Raw genomic sequence first — 21,516 nt, 5'->3', positions numbered from 1 at the left:
AACTAGAGCTCGCCCCTGATCGCGTAGCGGAGGATCGCAACCACCTGCTCGGGCTCGCGGCAAGTGGCGAGCGCCGCGCGGTTGATCTCCTTCAGGGCGTGGTCGTGCTCTGGCGGGTGCAGCGTGATCAGGGGCTTACCCAGCGCGGACGCCTGACCCGCGTCGAAGGCAGCGTTCCATTGCTTGTACTTCTCGCCGAACCGGACCACGACGATGTCGGCTTCGCGCAGGAGCGTCTGCGTACGGACCGCGTTGACCCCGGCGCCCTTGTGGTCGTGCCAGAACTTGTCGGCTTCCGCGCCGAGGATATCGACGCCGCAATCGTCGCTCGACGGATGATCTGTCACCGGGTTGGTGAGGATGACCGGCAGGTCCTGTTCGGCGACGCCCTTCGCGATCCGGTCGCGCCAGTCGGAGTGGATCTCGCCGGCCAGGTAGACGTTCCAGGTCCGCTCGCTCATCAGTACCTCCGTCGCCAGGTTCCTCCCGGCCGAGGATAGCCCAGCGCTGTCGACCCGCATTGCCCGCCGACCTGGGCCGTCATGTGAGTTCTGCAGTGGGCGAGACTGGGTCCGGTCCCCCTCGAGTCAAGGAGCCTGATGCCTCGTACCGCGCCGGCCTGGGTAGCCGTCCTCGTGCTGTCGCTCTGCGGCATGGTCTCTGCACTGCAGTTCACGTTGGTGATCCCGCTGCTGCCGGAGTTCCCCGAGCTCCTCGACATCTCGGCTTCGGACTCCTCCTGGCTGGTCACCGCCACCTTGCTGACCGCGGCCGTCGGTACGCCGATCATCGCGCGGATGGCCGATATGTACGGCAAACGACGGATGCTGCTGGTCGCGCTCGGGGCGATGATCCTCGGGTCGGTGATCTGCGCCCTGGGCGCCACGTTCGTGACGATGATCATCGGGCGGGCGCTACAGGGATTCGGGGCGTCGCTGATCGCGGTCGGCATCAGCATCCTGCGTGACGAGCTCCCGCCGGAGCGCATCGGTACCGCGGTTGCCTTGATGAGCGCGACGATGGGCATCGGCTCGGCGCTCGGTCTTCCCCTGGCGGGAGTCCTGACCGACTGGCTCGGTTGGCACTCGGTGTTCTGGTTCGGTGCCATCACTGGTGCAGTGCTGGTCGCCGCGTTGCTCGTACTGGTGCGTGAATCACCCGTACGTACGCCCGGCCGGTTCGACGTACCGGGAGCGGTGGTGCTCTCGGCGGCTCTGGTGTGCCTCCTGCTGCCGATCTCGAAGGGCAGCACGTGGGGTTGGGGCGAGCCGTCGGTCGTGGGCTTACTGGGAGCTTCGCTCGTCCTGCTCGCCATCTGGGTGCCGTTGGAGCTGCGCGTCAACCAGCCGATGGTCGACATGCGTACCAGCGCTCAACGCCCGGTCCTGATGACCAACCTGGCCTCGATCTTTGCGGGCATCGCGATGTTCGTGAACATGCTCGTCACCGTTCAGGTCCTGCAGCAGCCCGCCGCCAGCGGAGCCGGGTTCGGTCTCGGAGTGACGGCCGCCGGACTGGCCATGGTGCCCTCCGGACTTGCGATGGTTGCGATGTCACCCGTCTCCGGATGGTCGCTGGCTCGTTGGGGCGGCCGAGTGGTGCTGATCGTCGGTGCCGCCTTGATGGCAGTCACGTACGTCGGCCGAATCATCTACGCCGACTCCGTTGCCGCAGTCGTGATCGGTTCTACGCTGGTCGGAATCGGGACGGCACTCACCTTTGCGGCCATGCCGACGTTGATCATGTCGTCGGTACCGATCACCGAGACTGCCTCGGCGAACGGCCTGAACTCTCTGGTCCGCTCGATCGGCACCTCGCTTGCGAGCACCCTGGTTGCGGCGATCATGGCCACGTACACGGTTGAGGTCGGCGGCGTGACCCTCGCCTCTGCTGACGCTTTCAGGGCTGTGCTGGCACTCGGCGCAGGTGCTGCCGGTGTCTGCGCCGGGCTGGCCGCGCTCGTACCATCCGGTCGTCGTACGCACCACGAGCGTGAGCTCGCGCGAACCCAAGGCCGAGAGAGGCAAGAGTCCGTGGTCAGCGGCGAGATCAGCCTGGCCCGGCCGGACGACAGCGCCCGCGGCACGATCCTCGTCTCGATCCTCGACGTGCACGGCGAGCAACTGGACTGGGGCCGCGCCGACAACGGCGGCCGGTACTCAGTCGTACTCCCCGGACCGGGTACGTACGTGGTGATCGCGAATGCCGTCGGCTGGGCGCCGGCCGCCACCGTGTTCGACTTCGCCGGCGACGAGATCGAACAGCACCTCACCCTCACCGACGAGCTCACCGTCTCCGGCGTGATCACCAGTGGCGGTGCGCCGGCATCCGGCGCTCTCGTCGCGCTGAGCGAGGCGATGGGCAAGCAGGTCGGTTCTACGCACTGCGACGAGAACGGCAGTTATACGTTCCAGCTGCCGCCGACCGGCCGCTACGTGTTCACCGCCTACGATCCTCGCACCGGCCGCGCCCACGCCCGCAAGGTCACCTTGACGATCGAATCCCAGATCGTCGACATCGACATCCCGGTCACCAACGTCGACGAGGCTCCTGACGCCTAGGCTGACGCTGTCCGGATGCGCACCTCGCGCTCCATTCGCTTCTCGTGCCGCTCGCGTCCCTTGACCGCCTCACGCTCGCGGTTCTTCGGCGGCGCCTTCGTCACGAGATCGTCGAGTAGTCGCCGAGTCGCCACCGCCACCTCGTCTATTGCCCGGTCGAACGCCTCGGCGTTCGCGCGTGACGGACGGGTCGACCCGCTGACCTTTCGTACGAACTGCAACGCGGCCTCGCGGACCTCGTCGTCGGTCGTCGGCGGATCGAAGTTGTGAAGGACGCGAATATTGCGGCACATACAGCCACGGTAGCCCGCGCACCGGCCCCGCGCCCAGGCCAATCCAAGGACAAAGTCGTCCGGATCTCCTGCCTGGGCGTCCGACTCAGCGGCCTTGATTCCAGGCCGCCCAGCCCGCATAGCTTCCGTCTAGTTCGACCACGTCGAAACCCTCGCGGCGCAACACACTGGATGCGACGGAGTTTCGCGCGCCGGTTTGGCAGTACGAGACGATGGTGCCGTCCGCCGGCAGCTCGGCGAGCTGCCACAGGATCCTGCCTGCGCTGAGCTGGACCGAGCCCGGGATGCTCGCGCGGACGTGCTCGCTTTTGCTGCGCACGTCGAGTACAAGCGCAGCGTCGAACTCCTCCAGGTCCGCCGGAGCAATGCGCGCCGGGGTGCTCTGCGGTAGACCCGTGACGTCACGAGTGAAACCCGCGACGTGGTCGATACCGACCCGGAGCAGGTGATCACGGATCGCGTCGGCCGTGGCGGTGTCCGGCGCCAAAAGCACGAGCGGCCGCTGCTCGCGGTCGGGGTCGTACGCCCACGCCCCGAAGCTCGCCGCCTTGTCGGGAGCGGGGATGTTGAGCGCGCCGACCACAGTCCCCCGGCTCACCTGCGAGTGATCGCGCGTGTCGACGAACACTGTGTCGTCCGCCTGAAGCGATCTGGCGATCGCGTCCGTGTCCAGCTCGGGCACCGCGGAGAGGGGGCCGACGACCGCCGGACCATCCCTGTTCTGACGCTTCATCCGGGCGAAGTACGCATGCGCATCCGGCTGGCCGTCGAGCAGCTCGGCGATGAAACCCGGCTCGTCGTCGTCTCGTACGTACGGCGCCCACCACGCATTGAGTCGTTCGTACCCGACGGTCGTACTCGGCAGTGCTCCAAGAGCCTTGCCACAGGCGCTCCCTGCACCATGCGCCGGATAGAGCATCACATGGTCGGGCAAGTCGCGAAGGGCGCTCCGGAGACTGGTGAACATCTGGCGCGCACCTTCGAAGCGGGTGTCGGTTCCGCCCGCTGCCTCGTCGAGCAGGTCGGGGCGGCCGAGGTCGCCGGCGAACACGAAGTCGCCGGACAGCACGTAGCCCGGCTCGGTGCCGAACGCTCCGTCGGTGATGAGGTACACCAGATGCTCCGGTGTGTGCCCCGGCGTATGCCTGGCCTCGATCGTCAGGTTGCCGACAGATAAGGCATCGGTGTCCCTCAGGCGATTGGCGTCGTACCCGTACTGCCAGTCGTCTCCGCCCTCGCCCGACACGTACGCCTCGGCGCCGGTCGCTGCGGCCAGTTCGCGCGTACCCGACAGATAGTCGGCGTGGATATGCGTCTCTGCGACGGCGACGATCCGCATTCCGTGCCGCCGCGCGAGTGCAAGATAGTCGGCGACATCACGGCGTGGGTCAACCACGATCGCCTCACCACTTGCTTGGCAACCGAGGAAGTAGCTGGCTTGGGCTAGGTCGTCGTCATAGATTCGCTCGAGAAGCATCGGGTGTCTCCTGCGGGTAGACGGTCGCCGACGGCTGCCCTGCGCGCGGACAACGACCATGTACCAACATTCGACCACGTACGCCGACTCGACGAGGTCGTTTCTGCGGAGATCTCCCGCCGTCGGCATCCATTGCGACTGACGTTAACGTCGACGGTGTACGGGCAGACACCGCGCCCGCTCGGTCACCCGCGTCAAACCTCAGCGGCTTATGAACTTGCGGGTCAGGTCGTTCGCCTCGGCACCGGTCATCAACCGACCAATGGTTCGTGCTTCTTCTGCACCTGTGGACGCACGGTCATTCTCCCAGCCACCACGCAGCAGTCTGCGAGACTCTCCCAACGCCAGTGCAGAACCACCGGCCAACTCGATCGCGATCTCACGAGCACGCCCGGTAGCGTCAGCAGCGGGTTCAGTGATCAAACCCCAGGCCAGCGCGTCGTCGACGTTCGCAGGCTCGCTCATCAACGCAAACTTCAAGGCCCGCTGCTGTCCCACTGCACGAGGCAATAGGTAGGACAGACCACAGTCCGGCGTGAGCCCGACCGACGGGTACGCGAGAACGAACTTCGTCTCAGGACTCGCGACGATGAGATCGGCACTCAGCATGAGCGCAAGACCTGCGCCGGCCACGGCGCCCTGAACACCGGCCACGACGGGCTTGGCGAGATCGGTGAGCGCACGGGTGGCCGCGTCGGCCTCGAGGGCGAGTTCCTCGATGTATACCGCCGGCTTGGGCGCTTCCAGAATGGCCCCCGACGTCACCGCCGGCGCAGAACCTCTTGCCGGCACCGGTCACCAGCACCGCGCGTACATCGTTGTCGGCGTCCGCGCGTGCGACGCCCGCGCGCAACGCCTCAGCTAGCGGCAAGTCGAGTGCGTTGGCGGCACCGGGACGGTTCAGCTCGAGGTGCGCCACGCCTTGGGCGACGTCGTACGTCAGGAGGTCGTTCATGTCAGACCCTTCTGAACAGCGCTGCGAGCGCTTGCCCGCCGCCGATACACATACTCACGATGCCGAGCTCCAGGTCGCGACGGACCATGTCCTTGGCAAGGCGAAGAACGAGGTTCGCACCGGTTGCGCCAACTGGGTGCCCGAGCGCGATGGCGCCGCCGTAGGGATTGACACGCAGCGGGTCGAGTTTCGAGTCACGGATCACGGCTACAGCCTGCGATGCGAAGGCCTCGAGCGAGACCAGGCCGCTCAGACCGCGCTCGGTGGCGGCACCCTGCCTAGCCAGGATGAGTGCGGCCGCGCCGTCGTTGATTCCTGAGGCATTGCCTGCCGTAACGGTGCCGTCCTTGCTGAAGGCCGGGCGAAGGCCGGCCAGTGCGTCGAGCGTAGTGTCTGGTTTGGGGTGTTCGTCCTCCTCAACGGTGAACGGCTTGCGCCCATCGACGTCAACGGCGACGATCTCGTCGGCGAACGCCGCCCGCGCTGCCGCCGTCGCCGCCCGCCGTTGTGACTCAAGCGCGAACTCGTCCTGCTCATCGCGAGAGACGCCGTACTCGCGAGCAACATTCTCGGCAGTAACGCCCATGTGCACACCATGGAAGGGATCCGTGAGCATCATGACCGTTCCATCGACGAGCTCGCGGTTTCCGAGTCGGTAGCCACTACGAGCACCGAAGTCGTAGAACGGAACTCCCGCTGACTGATCGTCCTCATACCAACGACCGCAGCACGGTGTAGCACGCGTCGTGCGATGTGAATATCGACTGTGGAGATGCCGCCGTTACTCAACCCGGACCGAGAGGCGTAGATACACAAACACGTTCTCGCCGCAGTGACTACAGCCTCGGCGACGCTGTCTGCCACGATGATCATTGCCACGCCAGTCGATGCAGCAACCCGATCATTCAAAGACTCCCGCCGCGACGGATAGGGGCACTTCAGATACGGACTGGACCTCGGATCCCCCACAACTAAGAACCGAGAAGGAAAACGACAGGCCCGGACCGCAGACAGCAAACCGTGTCCTTCTGAGCCGCCCCGGGATGCCTGGAGGCTTTGGTGTGTCCCGGGTTCTACGGCGTCTGAGTTTCCGGATTCTGGTGCCTGACACCAGGAGGTTCAGATGGGACGACCGGGCTATCCGGCCGAGTTGCGTGAGCGGGCGGTCCGGATGGTCGCCGAGATTCGGGCCGACCACGAGTCGGAGTGGGCGGCGATGGGCAAGGTCGCCGAGCTGCTTGGTGTCGGCACGCCGGAAACGGTGCGCAAGTGGTGTCGCCAGGCTGAGGTCGACGCTGGCCAGCGGCCTGGTGTTACGACCGAGGATTCGGCCGAGTTGAAGCGGTTGAAGCGGGAGAACGCCGAGTTCAAACGCGCCAACGCGATCCTCAAGAGCGCGTCGGTTTTCTTCGCGGCCGAACTCGACCGGCCACAGCGCTGATCGCGCGCTACATCGACGATTTATGTCGGTGACCGCGACGGCGACGTTCTGCGGTGGGGTGTCGAGTAGATCTGTGCCGCGCTGTGCAAGCTTGGCTGCAAGATCACCCCCGCGACCTACTACGAGCACCGCACCCGCAGGCCCACCGCCCGGGAGGTGCGGGACGCAGAGCTGAAGTCGCAGATCGCCGTGGTGCATGCCGCGAACTACGGCGTCTACAGGGCGCGGAAGGTGTGGCTGACGCTGAACCGTGAACGGGCGGCCGAGGAGCCGCCGATCGCACACTGCACCGTCGAGCGACTGATGGGTGAGCTGGGCCTGGCCGGTGCGCTCCGTGGGAAGATCAAGCGGACCACGATTAGCGACCCGAAGGCTCCCAAGCCGCTGGATCTAGTTGACCGCAACTTCGCACCCCTGGCACCGGATCGCTTGTGGGTCGCGGACTTCACCTACTGCTCGACGTGGTCGGGCTGGTGCTACACCGCGTTCGTGATCGACGCCTACGCCCGGCGGATCCTGGGCTGGTCGGTGGCCACGACGATGACCAGCCAGCTCGTCGTCGACGCCGTCGAGCAAGCGATCTGGACCCGGCACCGTGACGGCAAGGACCTGACCGGCCTGATCGCGCATCACGACCACGGCACCCAGTACCTGTCCGTGGCCTACTCCGAACACCTCGATGCTGCCGGGATCAAGCCCTCGACCGGGGCCGTGGGCTCGTCATATGACAACGCCCTGGTCGAGACCGTCATCGGGCTCTACGAGACCGAACTGATCAAACCGCGACGGCCATGGCAGGCTTCGACGACCTCGAGATCGCCACTGCCGAGTGGGTCGACTGGTACAACCACCGCCGGCCCCACGAGTACTGCGACGACCTCACACCCGCCGAGGCCGAGCACGCTCACTACGCTCACCACCAGACCCCAGCAATCGCTGGAGTCTCAACTAGACAGTTTCCGGACACGCCGGGGCGGTTCACCGTCTCGTCGCCCTGCGGGACATGATCGGACCTCTGGGAGTACCGGGCTGCGCTACGTCACATGGCTGATCGCCTCGACCTCCAAGAACTCCACGCCGACGGAAGGTGCGTTGTCGTTGTCGAGATTCCTCGCGGCAGTAGGAACAAGTACGAGGAGTCGGACGACGGCATCCTGTGGTTCGACCGACGGCTCGGCGGCCCAGTCGGCTTCCCTGGCGACTACGGTCACGTCGCCGGAGTCGAAGGCGAGGATGGTGACGCGCTCGACGCGCTGATCCTCATAGACGAGGCAACGTTCCCCGGGGTCCATGTGTGCTGCCGAGTCATCGGCGGCTTTCGGCTGAAGGTCGGCGATCTGGAGGAGACCAAACTGCTCTGCGTGCCGGACGACTGCTCTTGCGGAACAGGCGCGCTCCTTACTTCAGCAATCTTGTGGAGAAAAACTCTTCATGTCGTTCAACTTGAATCGTACCCGGAGAGGCCAAGACATAGTCAGGTGCGGACCGGTCGGGCCGTCGCGACATCGTCGACGATGTCGATGATGTTGACCAGGTTCGAGATGAGCGCACCGTAGATGGGCCACAGGAGGCCGGGAAGGTCTTCGCTGGAAAGCTCGCGGGTGAGTGCGTCGACGCGTTCGTGCATGGCCTTGACGTCGGCGTCGGGATCGGTGACTCGTTCGCCGGTCTCGGCGAGGAGGTCGAGCCAGGGTTCGCGAAAGCGTGCGTCCCATTCGTGGGCCGACTCGGTGGATTCGTTGATGGTGCGGGCCATACTGCGCGTCTGGGCGATGCCTTCCTCGAGGCGTCGTAGAACTTGCTCGTACTGTGTCGGATCGCCAGCGCGACGCGACCACCGTCGCCGGGGGTTCCACCAGCCGCTCTCGTGTGCATGTCGTACGAGTTGCCAGGCATGCTGAAGGTCGTTGTCCATCCCACGGGTCCGCTCGATCCAGGCCTGTGAGTGTTCAGTGGACCAGGTCTGGCCCAACGCGCCGGCCATGTCGGACATCAGCGAACCGAGCTGTTTGTCGATCGAGTCGACCTGCCTCTCGGCGCTGCGGTCGTTTAATGGTGGCATGACCACGAGGTTGACCAGGATGCCCGTTGCGACACCGACACCGGTATCGAGGAGGCGGATGAGGAGCAGGGACTCCTGCTGGACGTATCCGGTGGTGATCACGAATATCGCTGTGGTGGCGATCGTGACACCACCTTGGCGAAGCAGCCGAGTGCGGGCCACCAGCAGACCAAGGAACATCGTTGCGCCGAGAGTCAGCGCCCCCATACCGAGTGCCTGAGCAACAATGAACGACAGCCCGATGCCCAAGGCGGTCGCCGACACCGACTGGACACCTTCTGACAACGTCCGATAGACCGTCGCGTGCACGGTGAGCAACGCCGACCACGGTGCCAGGAACGGCTGAGCAAGATCGAACACCTCGACCGCCAGGACCCAGGCGAGCACAGCCGCGACGACAGCTTTGCAAATCTGCAGCAGGTCTGTCTGCGTCACCGGGTCCCGAAGACTGGCCATCGCGGACGCGGCTAGTTTCCGCACGTTGGGGCGTGGGGCTCCCGCCGGCGCTGAGGTCATACTTCTGGGTCCAATCAATGGCAGGACGGCATGCATACTCGACTCGGCAGCTCGCTGAGCCGCGCTGGCGGACCTGTGAGCGGGTCAACTCGATGGACCGCGATGTTCGGGGAGAGCCCGCTTGGACACGATCTCCTCTGCAAGCAGGCGAACCTTGATATTGGAATCCTGTGACAGGCGGACCATCGTATTCCAAGCGACGCCGGCGTCGAGATCGTACTTTTGCATGATGATTCCCTGCGCCTGACCAATGATCGTCCGGCGGTCCATCCCGACGGTGAGATTTTCGATCTTGGTCACCGCCGCCAGCGCTGCCCCGACTTGGCTGGCCAGCATGTAGCCGACAGAGATGTCCTCGAGGCCGTAATCGCGGCCGGCGTAGCTATAAAGGTTGATCGCTCCGATTGACGTGTCGCCGACTCGCACGTGGACCGCGAGGACGCTTCCGACGCCGAGCCCGGCCGCACGCGGACCCCAACGTGGCCACCGTGGGTCATTGGCGACATCGGAGATCAAGTAGTGCTCGTTCTCGTCCGTCGCATCCACACAAGGACCTTCACCCAACACATATTGCAGACTGTCAGCCTCCACAACGGAGGGATCGGTCGTCGCAGCGGTTCGATACCGGCCATGATCGAGGACAGTGATACTCGCTGCGTCTGCCGACGCGATCTCGGGTGCCACATCGACAACAGTCTGCAGAGCCGGCTGGAGGTCATCGTGAGCGACGAGGTCTCGCCCGAGCTGCACCGACATGGATGCCACCACCCACGCTCCCTTGTCCGCCATCATCACTCCTTCGGGCCGATTCCTGTCTTTCCCGATCGTAGGTCGTCGCACCAGGTTGTATCAGCGTCGCATGCGAGGCACCCTGACAGCAGGGGCCGGCCCCGACCGGTCAGGGCTGATCCCCAGGCCTCCCGGTTCAACCAGACAGCCGAGGGGCCGCCTCACCGGTTGCATCGATGAGCAACGCAGGCTTATGCTGAAATCGGTTGGAAGAGCAGCCGACGGAGTCCTACTCGCTTCGGACAAGCGTCTGAAGTTGCTGCCACCAGCGACTATCCCATCTGCTTCGTTGTAGTTGGCTCGCGGGTCCGCCCGGCAGCGCATCTCCGCCACCTGCCGGAAGGACACCGCCCGAAGCCGACATCCACTGTCCTGGCTCACGCAGTCAGGACGGACCTCCAGGCGCGGCGGTGTCCTTCCCTCGGCACCGGGAGCTCGATCGGCAACCAACACGTAGCCCACAGGTTCTCGCCGACCCGACCGCCAAAAACTCGGATTCAACAGCAGGAAGTAGTCACCCCGACGAGACATCAGGACGCGGGGTGCCAGCCACGAGCAAGGAGTCAACGATTATGAAGTACAAAGAGATCCTCAAAGAAGTGAAGCAGCGCGCCGACCTTCCCGATGAGGACGCGGCCGCTGCCGCTACCTTCGCGACCCTCGACACCCTTGGCGAGCGCCTTGCCGGCAACGAGCCGACCAACCTCGCGGACCAGCTCCCCGCCGAGTTCAGGGACGTGTTGATCAGGCACGCCGGCGAACCTCAGAAGTACGACCTCGACGAGTTCTTCCGAAGAATCGCCGAACGCCAACGCGATGGGTGCACCCGTGCTGAGGCCGAGACCCATGCCCATGCGGTGCTCGCGACCATCGGCTCTTTCGTCAGCCACGGAGAGATGGATGACCTCCGCCGCCAGTTGCCACCCGAGTACGAGCCGATCATCGGCTGACCGAGTGACGGTTCAAGTCGACGTTCGGCCTAACCTGTGGTCGCTGGCGGGATGGGATCTGCCACCTGGGCGGCACGATCGCGAACTCCGACAAGCTCGGGGTCGCCGAGTTCGCTCGAGGATCGGGTCGTCGACGTGGTAGGCGAGCACCAGACCCCTGTCCGCAAGTTTCAGAACCGAGGTGACCGAGGCTCCGCCATCCAATCGACAGGCAGGTCCATCGCGACACTTGCCATCTCGCATAGCGTCGTTGACCTTGCCCATCTGCGCGTAGGTCGTGGCGCGGTTGTTGCACGCAGGACCCTCAGGCCCTGGCAGGCTCGATCAGGGTTTGCGGGCGATGCCGGTCTCGCTGACGCCGGTGAATTCGTCGGACTCTCCGGAGTCCTCGACGTCTGGCCGCCGGTCGTGATGTTGATGGGCGACCTCGATGTCGTCGGCGCTCGGTTTACGGACATCGGAGCCCTGGTAGAACCGCGACAGGCGTGCCCGCAGTCGCACGACCCGTGAGTGCGGGGCACGTACGCCGTTGTCGTCCACGTCCGCGGGCAGCTCATGCACTGTCGGCCGATCGTGTGCGGTCAGCTGATAGGCGTGGGTGTCTGTGATCGGGGCGTGCCGCTCGGAGTACCCGCCGTCGGGAGAGCGCTCGATGATGCCGGTCTCGTAGCCGTGCAGCACCCGCTCCTCGTCCTGCCGTTGCAGACCGATGCAGACGCGCCGGGTGATGACGAAGGCGACGATGGGGCCTACGAACACACCGACACGACAGAGCCAGATGACGGCGTAGATGTCGAGGTGGAAAACGATGGCGAGGATGTCGTTTCCGCCGGCAGTCCAGAGGATCCCGAAGCAGGTGATGCCCGCGACCCCGAGTGCCGTTCGTGTGGGCGCGTTGCGAGGGCGCTCGAGCAGATGGTGCTCCCGCTTGTCACCGGTCACCCACTGTTCCACGAACGGGAACGCACCGAGCAGGGTGAACAGGAGCCCGAGCACGCCGACCCCGGGGAGGAACAGGTTCCAGCTGAACGTCCAGCCGAGGATGGTGCTCTCCCAGTTCGGCATGATCCGTACGGCGCCCTCGACACAGCCCATGTACCAGTCGGGCTGAGTTCCGGCAGTGATCTGGGATGGGTCGTAGGGACCGTAGTTCCAGACGGGGTTGATCTGGAACAACGCACCCATGATCGCGGTGAAGCCGGACACGATGAAGAAGAAGCCGCCCGCCTTGGCCGCGTAGACCGGCAGCATCGGGTAGCCGACGACGTTCTTCTCCGTACGCCCGGGCCCAGGCCACTGGGTGTGCTTGTGGTAGACGAGCAACAGCATGTGCGCACCGATCAGCCCGAGCAGCAGCGCCGGAACGAGCAGGATGTGCACCATGGTCAAGCGTGGGATCAGGATGTCGCCGGGAAACTCCCCGCCGAAGATGAATAACTCCAGGTACGAGCCCACGATCGGGATCGACCGGCTCAGGCCGTCCACGAATCTCGGGCCGGTGCCGGACAGCAGGTCGTCGGGAAGCGAGTAGCCGGCGAAGCCCTCGATCAGGCCGAGGGACAACAGGGCCACGCCGATCAGCCAGTTCAACTCACGAGGCTTGCGGTAGGCGCCGGTGAAGAACACCCTCAGCATGTGCACCATCATGGAAGCGACGAACAGCATCGCCGCCCAGTGGTGGATCTGGCGCATCAGCAGGCCACCGCGGATGTCGAACGAGATGTGCAGCGTCGACTCGTACGCCGCGGACATCTCAACGCCGCGCAACGGAGCGTACGAGCCGTCGTAGACGACCTCGTTCATGCTCGGGTCGTACCAGAGGGTCAGGAACACGCCCGACAGCAGCAGCACCACGAAGCTCCAGAGGGCAATCTCGCCGAGCATGAAGGACCAGTGGTCGGGGAACACCTTGCGTAGGTTGCTCTTCGCCAGCGTCGCGAGACCGAGACGGTCGTCGAGCCAGCCAACCGGCCCGGCCGGCTTCTTGCCCACACCGGTGTCCTGGATACGAGTCGAGCTCTGTCCGCCCGAACTCATCGTGATCCCTGGATGTCGGTACGCGGCCGCCGGCGCCCGGCCCGTTCGAGGGGTCTGTTGCCTCCACGCATCCGCAGGCTCCTCTCCGAACTTCGTCAGATCGGATAGGATAAGTTTGACATGTTGAAGAGTATTCGAGGAAGAGCGGGACCGACGAATGCCGGATGCTCCAGATCCCAGGAGGTGGCGTTGACCCCCGTGGAAGGTAGCGACTCGGTGCCGACCCGTTGCGACGTCGTGGTTGTCGGAGGTGGACTCAGCGGCCTTGCGTGTGCGGTCCCACTCACGAACGCTGGTCTGGACTTGTGCGTGCTGGAGGCGTCCGACGATGTCGGCGGGCGGGTACGGACCGACGTCGTGGACGGGTTCCGGCTCGACCGCGGCTTCCAGTTGCTGAACTCCGCCTACCCCGAAGCGCGACGCGTCCTGGACCTCGACGCCCTGGAGCTGCGACGGTTCGACCGCGCGGCGTTGTTGCAGATCGACGGTCACAGCGTGCGGATCACGGATCCGCGCCGCGACATGCGCCAGGCGCTGCAGGCCGTCGGTGCACCGTTGGGCGGAGTGAAGGACAAGCGGGCACTCGCCACCTATGCCGGCCTCGCCTCGGGACTCCCGGCCCGCGCGCTGCGGGGTCAGCGAGACGTCACGGCCCGCACCGGGTGGCGACGCCGCGGGCTGTCCGACGCGGTGGTCGATCGCGTCCTGCGGTCGTTCTTCGAAGGTATGGTTCTCGAAGCCGAGATGGAGACATCGATTCGCTTCGTCGACCTGATGATGCGGATGTTCGTACGCGGGGACGCGGTCGTGCCGGCGCTCGGAATGCAGCAGATTCCTCGACAGCTCGCCGTCCAGCTTCGCGACGACGCCATTCACCTGCTCACACCTGCGCGCCGGGTTCGGGCAAACGGCGTCGACACCGACGCCGGATCGATCGAGGCTTCGGCGGTCGTGGTCGCCACCTACGTCGATGACGCGCGGAGCCTGGTCGGCGGCCTCGCCCGTCCCCTCTGGCGCGGCGTCATGACCGTCTATCACGTCGCGCCGCGCGCCCCGGTGGATGATCCGATCTTGGTCGTCGACTCTGACCCGCCTCGGGTCAGCAACACCGTGGTGATGTCGGCCGCGGCGGCCTCCTACTCACCCGACGATCGAGCTCTGATCGCGACGTCTCTCGTGCCTGATCCCAATGCCGGCATCCAGGATCTGCGGGCCGTGCGCGAACGTTTGGCCACGTTGTATCGGACGAGTACGTCGGCGTGGGAGCCTCTCGCGACCTACGACATCGCACATGCGCTGCCGGCGATGAAGGCACCGCACAGTTTCCGTAAGCCGGTACGTCACGGCGGTGTGTACGTGTGTGGCGATCACCGGGACACGAGCTCTATTCAAGGGGCCTTGGTGTCGGGTCGGCGCCCGACGACGGCTGTGCTCGCCGACCTCGCAGGTGGTCCACGCCTGGTGGGCCATCCCTAGCCGACCGTGGGCTGACGGATCGTCACGGATGACGTACGCCGTCGCCCGCGAGGATCGCGCGGTATCCCTCACGGTAGGTGGGATACCGGTATTGGAGGCCACTCGCGATCAGGCGGTCGTTGCGGCAACGCTTTCCCTCGGGCCGGACGCTACCCTGTGAGGCGTCGGGTGGCAGTGCTATGTCGAGTTCGTCGGCGACAAAGCGCAGGACTGCGCCGCGGGCCGCAGGCTCGCGATCGACTCCGATGTAGACGGGATCTGGCTCAGGGTTCATCGTACTCAGATGAACGATCGCGGCCGCCGCGTCGTCGCGGTGGATTCGGTTGGTCCACCGATCGGGGCCGCTCAACACCGCTGATCCGTTCCGTACCTGGTCGACGAGCCGCGTGCGGCCGGGCCCGTACAAGCCAGCGAGGCGCAACAGAGTGGCTTGCGGCATGCGTCGCTGGAGAAGGGTCTCTGCGTCACGCAGGATTGCTGCGGTACCCACCGTGGGTGTGGTGGGTGTGTCTTCGTCTATCCAACCGTCGTTGGAGCCGTAGACGGACGTGGAGGACACGAGAAGGAAGCGCCGAGGATAGGTACGGGCACGTCTCAGCCCGTCGAGCAGATTCAGGAGCGCGTCGATGTAGGCCGCGCGGTAGGCGCGTTCGGTTCTCCGGTCGGCGGTGGTCGACATGACCACGACCTCGGTCTCTGGCGGGACGTCCGGCACTTCGCAGCTGAGGTCAGATCCGATCCCGATGATCTCCGGGGGCAGCTTGTGCGGCGAGCGGCGTACTCCGTAGACGCGTAAGCCGCTCGAGGCAAACCGTAGGCCGGCCTCGGTGCCGAGGTCACCGCACCCGGCGATCAGTACAGTCATTGCCGACCCCGGCCGATCACGGGTTCGCTCGAGACCGGCGCTCGGCCCGTTGCCGGAACAGCGGCGGCAGGTAGCGCAACATCAGGACCGACCACGTCAGGTGAGTCAGCGCGGGGGCCTGAATACCGCCCGATGCACGGCGTTGCAGGCCGAAGACCGTTCCCATCACCGAGCTTGCGAGTACGAGTGCCGGGTTCCGGGTCGCGAGGGTCGCGGCGGTGTACGCAGCGGTCGATTTGAGCACGGGGCTATTGGCCCCAACCGCCGAGTACAGGGCTCCGCGGAAGAAGACTTCCTCGGCCATGCCATTCGCGCAGGTGGTCAGCAGCACCAACGGTGACGACCCTCGGTCCGCGAACTGCATGATGCGAGCCACCGCGTCATTGAGAACAGGTATGCGCCGCACGACGTGAGCGCCCGCGTAGAAGACGCCGAAGGCAGCGACACCAGTGAGTACCGGGACGACGACGGGACGACTGATGGTCTCGTCGCGGGTTTCGATCCAGCCCAGGTGCACCGGCCCGGAACGGAGCGCGCCGGTCAACCAGGTGCCCGCGACTCCCAGGGTGAGCAGGTAGAACCGAGTCGACCCGGGCGGCGACGACAGCGAGACCCCCAGCAGGCTCGCGCCGGCCAGACCGACGCCAGTCACCACCTGGCGACGACGGCGGAACGCCTCGTCGGACTCGCAATGGTCCCGGACAACCTGGTGCGCCAACGGTTTGGGCAGCTGGCCGGCGATGCGGTCCAGCCGGGCATGAATTCGCCGGGGACGAGCGGCCTTCATCGTCGCCCCCGCGCTCCCCTGGCACGCTCACCCAGTGCCCGTAAGACGGCCGTGTCATAATCCATCGGCTCGAACGAGACCAGTGAGCGGATCGAATCGTCGGTGACCACGACTTCGTTGGTCATCGAGTTGATCAAGGCCCTGCCGGTCTGTGTGTCGACGTCGGTGACCAGGGACAACCACCGTGACGATAGCCCCGGACTCAGCAGCGGTACCGGAACCACCAGCATCGGTCGGCCCTCGATCGCGGCCAGCCGCCGCATCATCGTCAAGTACTTGAGCACCTCGGGGCCGCCGATCTCGAACGCCCGCCCGACCGTGTCCTCGACCTCGAGCACGCCGACGAGATATCGGACGACGTCATCGACCGCGATCGGCTGGGTGCGCGTGCGTACCCAGCGAGGCGTCACCATCGCCGGGAGATGTTCGACCAGCTGACGGGTGAGTTCCCACGAGATACCGCCGTGGCCGACGATGATGCCGGCGCGAAGGCTGGTGACAGGGACTCCGCCCGCACCGAGAATGCCCTCCACCTCCCGCCGACTCCGCAGGTGCGTCGACAGATCGTCGTCGTCACTTCCCAGGCCACCGAGGTAGATGATCCGCCGCACGCCGACGTCGGCGGCCGTTTCGGCGAACGACTGCGCGGCCTCAGCGTCGAGACGCTCGAAGTCGGGTGAGTCCAGCGAGTGCACCAGGTAGTACGCCGTCTCGCAGCCGCGCAGCGCATCGGGCAGGCTCGAGGGATCGTGCACATCGCCGTAGACGGCAAGGCCGGAGCCACCGTAGGTATCGGGGTGCCGAGTCATCGAGCGCACGTCGTACCCGGCGTCTACCAATGCCGAACACAGCCGCCGACCGACGAAACCCGACGCACCCGCTACCAGCACCTGCATGTGGGGATCCTCTCGTTCCTGCTCCGATCGTCCTAGTCAGACGCTTGGGACGCGTGGGCTGCGGCCGCCTTCTCCGTGCTGGTGGATGCCGTCGCGAGGCTGCCCTTCACATTCTCCAGGTGTGCGCGAATGAACCACTGGAACAGCTCCAGCTGACGCAGCTGTCCGATGATCATGTCTTCGCTGACCGGGTCGAGATCGGACGTTGCGTGCTGCGCCGCACGATGATCGCCGATCAGCCCTTCGTAGACGAGGTCGAGTGCGCCGAGATGCTCGTTGGTCGTTGCTCGTCCGAGCGCGTAGTCATCCCATGACCGGTGCTCGACGATATGTCCGGATGTTCCCGTCGGTGAACCGCCGAGGGTCGCGATTCGCTCGGCGGTCTCATCTACCATCGCGCGGACTTCATCCACGTGCGGGTCGATCATCTCGTGCACCGCGATGAAGTGTGGCCCCACCACGTTCCAGTGCACGTGCTTGAGCGTCAACATCAAGTCATTCAGCGCGTTCAGCCGTGCCTGCAGTATCTCCGCGACCTCCTGACCCTTCTCGATTGCCAGGCTCGGCACAGTGAACGAGCCAGCGTCCGAGCGGTCGTTGACGCGGGTGCCGTTGTCAGAAGTCATCTGTTCTCAACCTACTTTCGTCCTCGATCTGAAATGTGCATCTGAGTTGTTCGCCGATTCGACACCTCCCGGTTCCCGGTGACGCTGATCGCCTCACCGTCATTGCTGCTACAAACTTCAGGTGAGGACCGTCTTCCCGAGAACGTGGCTCAGGGCGGCCTCGAGTGTCGGCTGGCGGAAGACGTGATCGTGCTCCACCAGCCAGCGCGGCTCGACGCGTTGGTTGGCCCTGGCGACCTCACGTGCACCCTCGTTCGCCAGCAGCAGGCGTGGGCCGATGGCCGGGACAGGCAAAACAGTGGGCCGGCGCAGAACGTGACCGAGAGTGCGGGTGTACTCGTCATTGCGCACGGCGTTCGGTGCGACGGCGTTGACCGGACCGGCCATGGCGTCGTCGAGCAGGGCCCGGTGGTAGATGTCGACGACGTCGTCGATACCGATCCATGCCATCCACTGCATTCCGTCGCCAATACGACCGCCGAGGCCCGCGGCGAAGATCGGCCACAGCAGCCGCAACATGCCACCCGACGGCGACTGCACCACACCGGTACGCACGTTCACAACGCGCAGCCCGGCGGCGCGAGCCGGTTCGCAGTCGGCCTCCCAGTCCTGCACCAGCTCAGCAAGAAAGCCCGCACCAGATTCGCTGGACTCGGCGAGCCGCTCGTCTCCCCGGTCGGGACCGTAGTAGCCGATCGCCGAGGCCGACACGAACGTCCTGATATCGCTGTCGGCAGCCAGTTGGGCGAGCTTGCGGGTCGGGCCGACCCGGCTGCCGTACACCTGCTGCTTGTGACGGTCGGTGAAGCGGCCCGCGATGGGAGCTCCCGCGAGGTGGACGACCGCGTCGACACCGTCGAGCAGGTCCGGAGCAGGGTCGGTCGGGTCCCACTGTCGCTCTCCGGACGCACTCGCGGGCCGCCGGACCAGCCGGACCACCCGATGTCCAGCGGTCGACAGCGCCGCTGTCAGTGCCTTCCCGACCAGCCCGGAGGATCCAGTGACGGCCACGGCGAGCGGCGCGTCATCGTGCTTGCGTGCACGCTCGTTCGCGGCAAGGTCGTCGGCGAGCTGACGGTGACGGTACTCGAACATCGACCGCAGCATGGCCGCCGGGAGCGGGGTCTGGACGATGTCGGTGACGCGCGTGGACTTCTCGGAAACGGCGGCGAACTCGTGAGTGTGTCGCCAGCTCAGGACTGAGCCCAGGAGCCCCGAGGTGAGCTGGTCCACGAATTGTCGTGGCGGCCGGTAACCGTCCGCGTCGTGCTGCGCGACCCAGCGCAGCGGACCGGGCAAGGCGAGTACCGCTCGACCGTCGCGAATCGAGTCAGCTTCGGCCACGACCCGTACCGGCTGCCACGGTGGCGTCAACCGATCGACGGCGCCAGGTCGCTGGTGCCAGCCGAAAACGTCATCGATCGGCGCAGCCACCTCGGTGGAGTGGATGAGACTCATGGTGTCTTCCAGTGCGCGGGTCGATGGGTAGGCTTCTGCGGTGACGCCGGCCCTCGCTTCGGCGGTCCTCCTTCTGCTGCCCTCGCCCAGGTGCTGTTTGCCGCCAGCGAGGCCTTGGAATCGACTTCATGCTGTTGATCGCTCATAGGCGGATTTCCTCGTTGCGGCCCGGGGAACCTGGTCGGGTCACCGGCAGCCGCTGCTCGGGCGGCGCCGAGCAGCCGAACGACTTTGCTATTCGGGCCTTCCCAGTACTCGGCGCTTTCCGCATGAACCTTGATCAGACTCAGCCCAGGCGTCTCGATCCCGTCGGGAAACCGGGCCTTGAGCGGCGAGGACCAGAGCGCCTCGGCCTTCTCGCGATCGTGAACGAGGAGCGCAGGCCCTGAGATCGAGGTCCATTCACCGTCCTTGTTGTCAGAGAAAGCGACGTTGACCTGTGGATGCTCGGCGATCTGGCGGACTTTTGCGGAGGTGTCGTCGGCGAAGAACCACAGGTCCCCGTCGAACTCGACTTCCTGCAGTGCCATCGGACGACTCGCCTGTCGGCCATCGGCGGTCGTCGTCGTCAGCATGCACAGTCGAGCGCGGCTCATCAGGGCGGTGAGATGATCAACGGCCTTTTCGTGCTGGTCTGACATTCTGTGTCCTTCCTCGTCACAACGTCGATGCTGGTTGCGAACGGCTAGGTCGATCATTCGTCACGGGTCTGCTCGGATGAGCAGCGCCGTTTGCTCCGCGTCCTCCTTTTGTTCGTATCTACATCCAGTGTAAAGATATATTTCAACATGTTGTCGAAGCACCCCGGATCCCGGAGACCATGCGGGCTCCGGTCGGCGTCTGGGCGCAATCAGGCTCCGTGCTCTGCCGGCATCGGCCCCTGAGGGATGACAGGATCCTGCGAATGCCGCGCCACCCATCGAGGGCCGTGGGCCGAGGGTTGCGCCGTTGGGGCAGCTCACGTCGGCATCTACCGCCGCTGCTTCTACTCGAGGTCCTGGAGGCGGCGCAGTGACTCCCTGCGTTCGTCGGCGTGGTTGATGATCGGTGGCGTGTAGCCGGTGGGGCCGGTTCCGGTCTTCCAGGGTTCGTGGATGGTCGCCGGGTCGTGGTCCCGCAGTTCCGGTACGTGGCGGCGGACGTAGTCGCCGTCGGGGTCGAAGCGGTGGCCCTGGGTGGTGGGGTTGAATATCCGGAAGTACGGTGCGGCGTCGGTGCCGCAGCCGGCGGTCCACTGCCATCCGTGCTGGTTGGAGGCGAGGTCGCCGTCGACGAGGTGCCGCATGAAGTGGCGTGCTCCGTGTTGCCACTCGATGTGCAGGTCCTTGACCAGGAAGCTGGCCACGATCATCCGTACCCGGTTGTGCATCCAGCCCTCGTTCCTGAGCTGACGCATCCCGGCGTCGACGATCGGATAGCCGGTCCTGCCGTCGCGCCAGGCGTCGAACCGGTCCCGCGGTTCGTCGTATTCCATCCGGGCGAACTGCGGCTTCAGGTACTCGTGGGCGGTGGCCGGTTGCCGCCACAGCACGTCGGCGTAGAAGTCGCGCCAGGCGAGCTCGGTGCGGTACCGGGACGCGTCGTCGCCGTGTGCGGACAGGTCGGCCAGCATCGTCCGCGGGTGGATCTCGCCCCATTTCAGGTGCACCGACATCCGTGAGGTGCGATCCAGGTCGGGTCGGTTGCGCGCGGAGCCGTACCCGTCGAGACGGTGCCCGAGGAAGCCGGCCCAGCGTTGCCGCGCGGCGTCGTCCCCGGCTTCGGGCAGCGACAGCCCGTCCGGCGCCGGTGCCGCGTACAACCGATGGCTCTTCAGCGGGCGGGTCCAGGTCGGTGCCGCACCGGGATCGACCGGCGCGTCCCAGCCGTGCTCGCGCCACGCGTGGGAGTACGGAGTGAACACCTGGTACGGGTCGCCGCTGCCGTTGAGCACCGCACCGGGCGCAACGGCGTATGGCGAGCCGCTGCGGACCAGGTCGATACCGTGCCACGCGAGCGCCGCCTCGACCGCATCGTCACGCCGAACGCCGTACGGGCCGAAGTCCTCGGTCACATACACAGCAGCCGCGCCGGCCGCACGAGCCACCGAGACGACCTCCTCGACCGGATCGCCCCGCCGCAGCTGCAGGCCACCGACGCTCTCACCGAGCCGAGACAGGCTCGCATTCAGATACGCGCGCCTCGCGGCACCCGCCGGCCCCACAACCTCCGGTCCAGCACGAACAACGGAACAACACGACCGTCACCGGCGTCCGCGACCGCCGACGCCAACGCAGGATTGTCGCGAAGCCGAAGGTCGCGACGAAACCACATCACACTCGGCGTAT

The 21,516-nt window shown here is 65.8% G+C and carries 17 protein-coding genes and 3 pseudogenes; 4 read left to right on the top strand and 16 right to left on the bottom strand.

Going from position 1 to position 21,516, the window contains the following annotated elements; translation table 11 throughout:
• Window positions 1–2 precede the first annotated feature (2 nt).
• Window positions 3–461, bottom strand: coding sequence for a YtoQ family protein (locus MU582_01500; protein ID UPK75336.1), 459 nt, complete (start codon window positions 459–461; stop codon window positions 3–5).
• A gap of 138 nt (window positions 462–599) precedes the next feature.
• On the opposite strand from MU582_01500, the gene MU582_01495 reads away from it, so the two are divergent.
• On the top strand, window positions 600–2,561 hold the full coding sequence (locus MU582_01495) for an MFS transporter (GenBank protein UPK75335.1): 1,962 nt from the start codon (window positions 600–602) through the stop codon (window positions 2,559–2,561).
• On the opposite strand, the gene MU582_01490 is transcribed toward MU582_01495, so the two are convergent.
• The 4 genes and pseudogenes from MU582_01490 to MU582_01475 all read right to left on the bottom strand — a co-directional run bounded on the left by MU582_01490 (window position 2,558) and on the right by MU582_01475 (window position 5,902).
• Entirely contained in the window at window positions 2,558–2,854 is a 297-nt protein-coding gene (locus MU582_01490) for a DUF2277 domain-containing protein (GenBank protein ID UPK75334.1), read from the bottom strand. The two genes, MU582_01495 and MU582_01490, sit on opposite strands and share 4 nt — an antisense overlap.
• A gap of 85 nt (window positions 2,855–2,939) precedes the next feature.
• Window positions 2,940–4,331, bottom strand: a complete 1,392-nt coding sequence (locus tag MU582_01485) for an MBL fold metallo-hydrolase (protein ID UPK75333.1) — start codon at window positions 4,329–4,331, stop codon at window positions 2,940–2,942.
• 201 nt (window positions 4,332–4,532) lie between these two features.
• A pseudogene (locus MU582_01480) lies at window positions 4,533–5,286 on the bottom strand (enoyl-CoA hydratase-related protein).
• 1 nt (window position 5,287) lies between these two features.
• Window positions 5,288–5,902 carry a thiolase family protein gene (locus MU582_01475; protein UPK77231.1) on the bottom strand — a complete coding sequence of 205 codons (615 nt, stop codon included), beginning with the start codon at window positions 5,900–5,902 and terminating at the stop codon, window positions 5,288–5,290.
• Window positions 5,903–6,409: 507 nt separating this feature from the next.
• On the opposite strand from MU582_01475, the pseudogene MU582_01470 reads away from it, so the two are divergent.
• Window positions 6,410–7,734: pseudogene (locus tag MU582_01470) on the top strand (IS3 family transposase).
• A gap of 27 nt (window positions 7,735–7,761) precedes the next feature.
• On the opposite strand, the gene MU582_01465 reads toward MU582_01470, so the two are convergent.
• The 3 genes from MU582_01465 to MU582_01455 form a co-directional block, all read right to left on the bottom strand.
• The gene (locus MU582_01465) at window positions 7,762–8,019 is read right to left on the bottom strand and encodes a hypothetical protein (protein ID UPK75332.1); all 258 of its coding nucleotides are present in this window, start codon (window positions 8,017–8,019) and stop codon (window positions 7,762–7,764) included.
• A 182-nt stretch (window positions 8,020–8,201) separates the two neighbouring features.
• A complete protein-coding gene (locus MU582_01460; protein UPK75331.1) occupies window positions 8,202–9,245 on the bottom strand; it encodes an aromatic acid exporter family protein in 1,044 nt (347 codons plus the stop codon).
• A gap of 144 nt (window positions 9,246–9,389) precedes the next feature.
• On the bottom strand, window positions 9,390–10,097 hold the full coding sequence (locus MU582_01455) for a GAF and ANTAR domain-containing protein (protein UPK75330.1): 708 nt from the start codon (window positions 10,095–10,097) through the stop codon (window positions 9,390–9,392).
• Between the two features lie 569 nt (window positions 10,098–10,666).
• Here MU582_01455 and MU582_01450 point away from each other — a divergent pair.
• Window positions 10,667–11,044, top strand: a complete 378-nt coding sequence (locus tag MU582_01450) for a DUF2267 domain-containing protein (protein ID UPK75329.1) — start codon at window positions 10,667–10,669, stop codon at window positions 11,042–11,044.
• A 324-nt stretch (window positions 11,045–11,368) separates the two neighbouring features.
• On the opposite strand, the gene MU582_01445 is transcribed toward MU582_01450, so the two are convergent.
• Complete coding sequence (locus MU582_01445) at window positions 11,369–13,081, bottom strand: cytochrome bc complex cytochrome b subunit (protein UPK75328.1); 1,713 nt, start codon at window positions 13,079–13,081, stop codon at window positions 11,369–11,371.
• A gap of 198 nt (window positions 13,082–13,279) precedes the next feature.
• Between MU582_01445 and MU582_01440 the strand changes: the two genes are divergently transcribed.
• Window positions 13,280–14,557, top strand: coding sequence for an FAD-dependent oxidoreductase (locus tag MU582_01440; protein ID UPK77230.1), 1,278 nt, complete (start codon window positions 13,280–13,282; stop codon window positions 14,555–14,557).
• 22 nt (window positions 14,558–14,579) lie between these two features.
• Here MU582_01440 and MU582_01435 read toward each other — a convergent pair whose 3' ends face one another.
• The 7 genes and pseudogenes from MU582_01435 to MU582_01405 all read right to left on the bottom strand — a co-directional run bounded on the left by MU582_01435 (window position 14,580) and on the right by MU582_01405 (window position 21,502).
• On the bottom strand, window positions 14,580–15,422 hold the full coding sequence (locus MU582_01435; GenBank protein ID UPK75327.1) for a hypothetical protein: 843 nt from the start codon (window positions 15,420–15,422) through the stop codon (window positions 14,580–14,582).
• Between the two features lie 16 nt (window positions 15,423–15,438).
• Complete coding sequence (locus MU582_01430; protein UPK75326.1) at window positions 15,439–16,209, bottom strand: CPBP family intramembrane metalloprotease; 771 nt, start codon at window positions 16,207–16,209, stop codon at window positions 15,439–15,441.
• A complete protein-coding gene (locus tag MU582_01425; protein ID UPK75325.1) occupies window positions 16,206–17,105 on the bottom strand; it encodes an NAD(P)H-binding protein in 900 nt (299 codons plus the stop codon). The genes MU582_01430 and MU582_01425 overlap by 4 nt, the downstream gene beginning before the upstream one ends.
• Window positions 17,106–17,137: 32 nt before the next feature.
• The gene (locus tag MU582_01420) at window positions 17,138–17,731 is read right to left on the bottom strand and encodes a DNA starvation/stationary phase protection protein (protein ID UPK75324.1); all 594 of its coding nucleotides are present in this window, start codon (window positions 17,729–17,731) and stop codon (window positions 17,138–17,140) included.
• A 117-nt stretch (window positions 17,732–17,848) separates the two neighbouring features.
• Window positions 17,849–19,189 (bottom strand): TIGR01777 family oxidoreductase, encoded by a 1,341-nt coding sequence (locus MU582_01415; protein ID UPK75323.1) that lies wholly within the window; start codon window positions 19,187–19,189, stop codon window positions 17,849–17,851.
• A complete protein-coding gene (locus MU582_01410; GenBank protein ID UPK75322.1) occupies window positions 19,186–19,887 on the bottom strand; it encodes a pyridoxamine 5'-phosphate oxidase family protein in 702 nt (233 codons plus the stop codon). The genes MU582_01415 and MU582_01410 overlap by 4 nt, the downstream gene beginning before the upstream one ends.
• Window positions 19,888–20,174: 287 nt before the next feature.
• Window positions 20,175–21,502 (bottom strand): annotated as a pseudogene (locus MU582_01405) (DNA photolyase family protein).
• Window positions 21,503–21,516: the final 14 nt, after the last annotated feature.

Source organism: Nocardioidaceae bacterium SCSIO 66511, from assembly GCA_023100825.1.
Taxonomy (GTDB): Bacteria; Actinomycetota; Actinomycetes; order Propionibacteriales; family Nocardioidaceae; genus Solicola.
Note: the sequence above shows the minus strand (reverse complement) of the source record. Positions and strands in the feature narration are given on the sequence as shown.

Excerpts from the sequence above, each read along its gene's own strand:
- MU582_01500 (UPK75336.1), bottom strand. The coding sequence starts at position 461 with ATGAGCGAGCGGACCTGGAACGTCTACCTGGCCGGCGAGATCCACTCC.
- MU582_01495 (UPK75335.1), top strand. The coding sequence starts at position 600 with ATGCCTCGTACCGCGCCGGCCTGGGTAGCCGTCCTCGTGCTGTCGCTC.
- MU582_01490 (UPK75334.1), bottom strand. The coding sequence starts at position 2,854 with ATGTGCCGCAATATTCGCGTCCTTCACAACTTCGATCCGCCGACGACC.
- MU582_01485 (UPK75333.1), bottom strand. The coding sequence starts at position 4,331 with ATGCTTCTCGAGCGAATCTATGACGACGACCTAGCCCAAGCCAGCTAC.
- MU582_01475 (UPK77231.1), bottom strand. The coding sequence starts at position 5,902 with ATGCTCACGGATCCCTTCCATGGTGTGCACATGGGCGTTACTGCCGAG.
- MU582_01465 (UPK75332.1), bottom strand. The coding sequence starts at position 8,019 with ATGGACCCCGGGGAACGTTGCCTCGTCTATGAGGATCAGCGCGTCGAG.
- MU582_01460 (UPK75331.1), bottom strand. The coding sequence starts at position 9,245 with ATGGCCAGTCTTCGGGACCCGGTGACGCAGACAGACCTGCTGCAGATT.
- MU582_01455 (UPK75330.1), bottom strand. The coding sequence starts at position 10,097 with ATGATGGCGGACAAGGGAGCGTGGGTGGTGGCATCCATGTCGGTGCAG.
- MU582_01450 (UPK75329.1), top strand. The coding sequence starts at position 10,667 with ATGAAGTACAAAGAGATCCTCAAAGAAGTGAAGCAGCGCGCCGACCTT.
- MU582_01445 (UPK75328.1), bottom strand. The coding sequence starts at position 13,081 with ATGAGTTCGGGCGGACAGAGCTCGACTCGTATCCAGGACACCGGTGTG.
- MU582_01435 (UPK75327.1), bottom strand. The coding sequence starts at position 15,422 with ATGACTGTACTGATCGCCGGGTGCGGTGACCTCGGCACCGAGGCCGGC.
- MU582_01430 (UPK75326.1), bottom strand. The coding sequence starts at position 16,209 with ATGAAGGCCGCTCGTCCCCGGCGAATTCATGCCCGGCTGGACCGCATC.
- MU582_01425 (UPK75325.1), bottom strand. The coding sequence starts at position 17,105 with ATGCAGGTGCTGGTAGCGGGTGCGTCGGGTTTCGTCGGTCGGCGGCTG.
- MU582_01420 (UPK75324.1), bottom strand. The coding sequence starts at position 17,731 with ATGACTTCTGACAACGGCACCCGCGTCAACGACCGCTCGGACGCTGGC.
- MU582_01415 (UPK75323.1), bottom strand. The coding sequence starts at position 19,189 with ATGAGTCTCATCCACTCCACCGAGGTGGCTGCGCCGATCGATGACGTT.
- MU582_01410 (UPK75322.1), bottom strand. The coding sequence starts at position 19,887 with ATGATCGACCTAGCCGTTCGCAACCAGCATCGACGTTGTGACGAGGAA.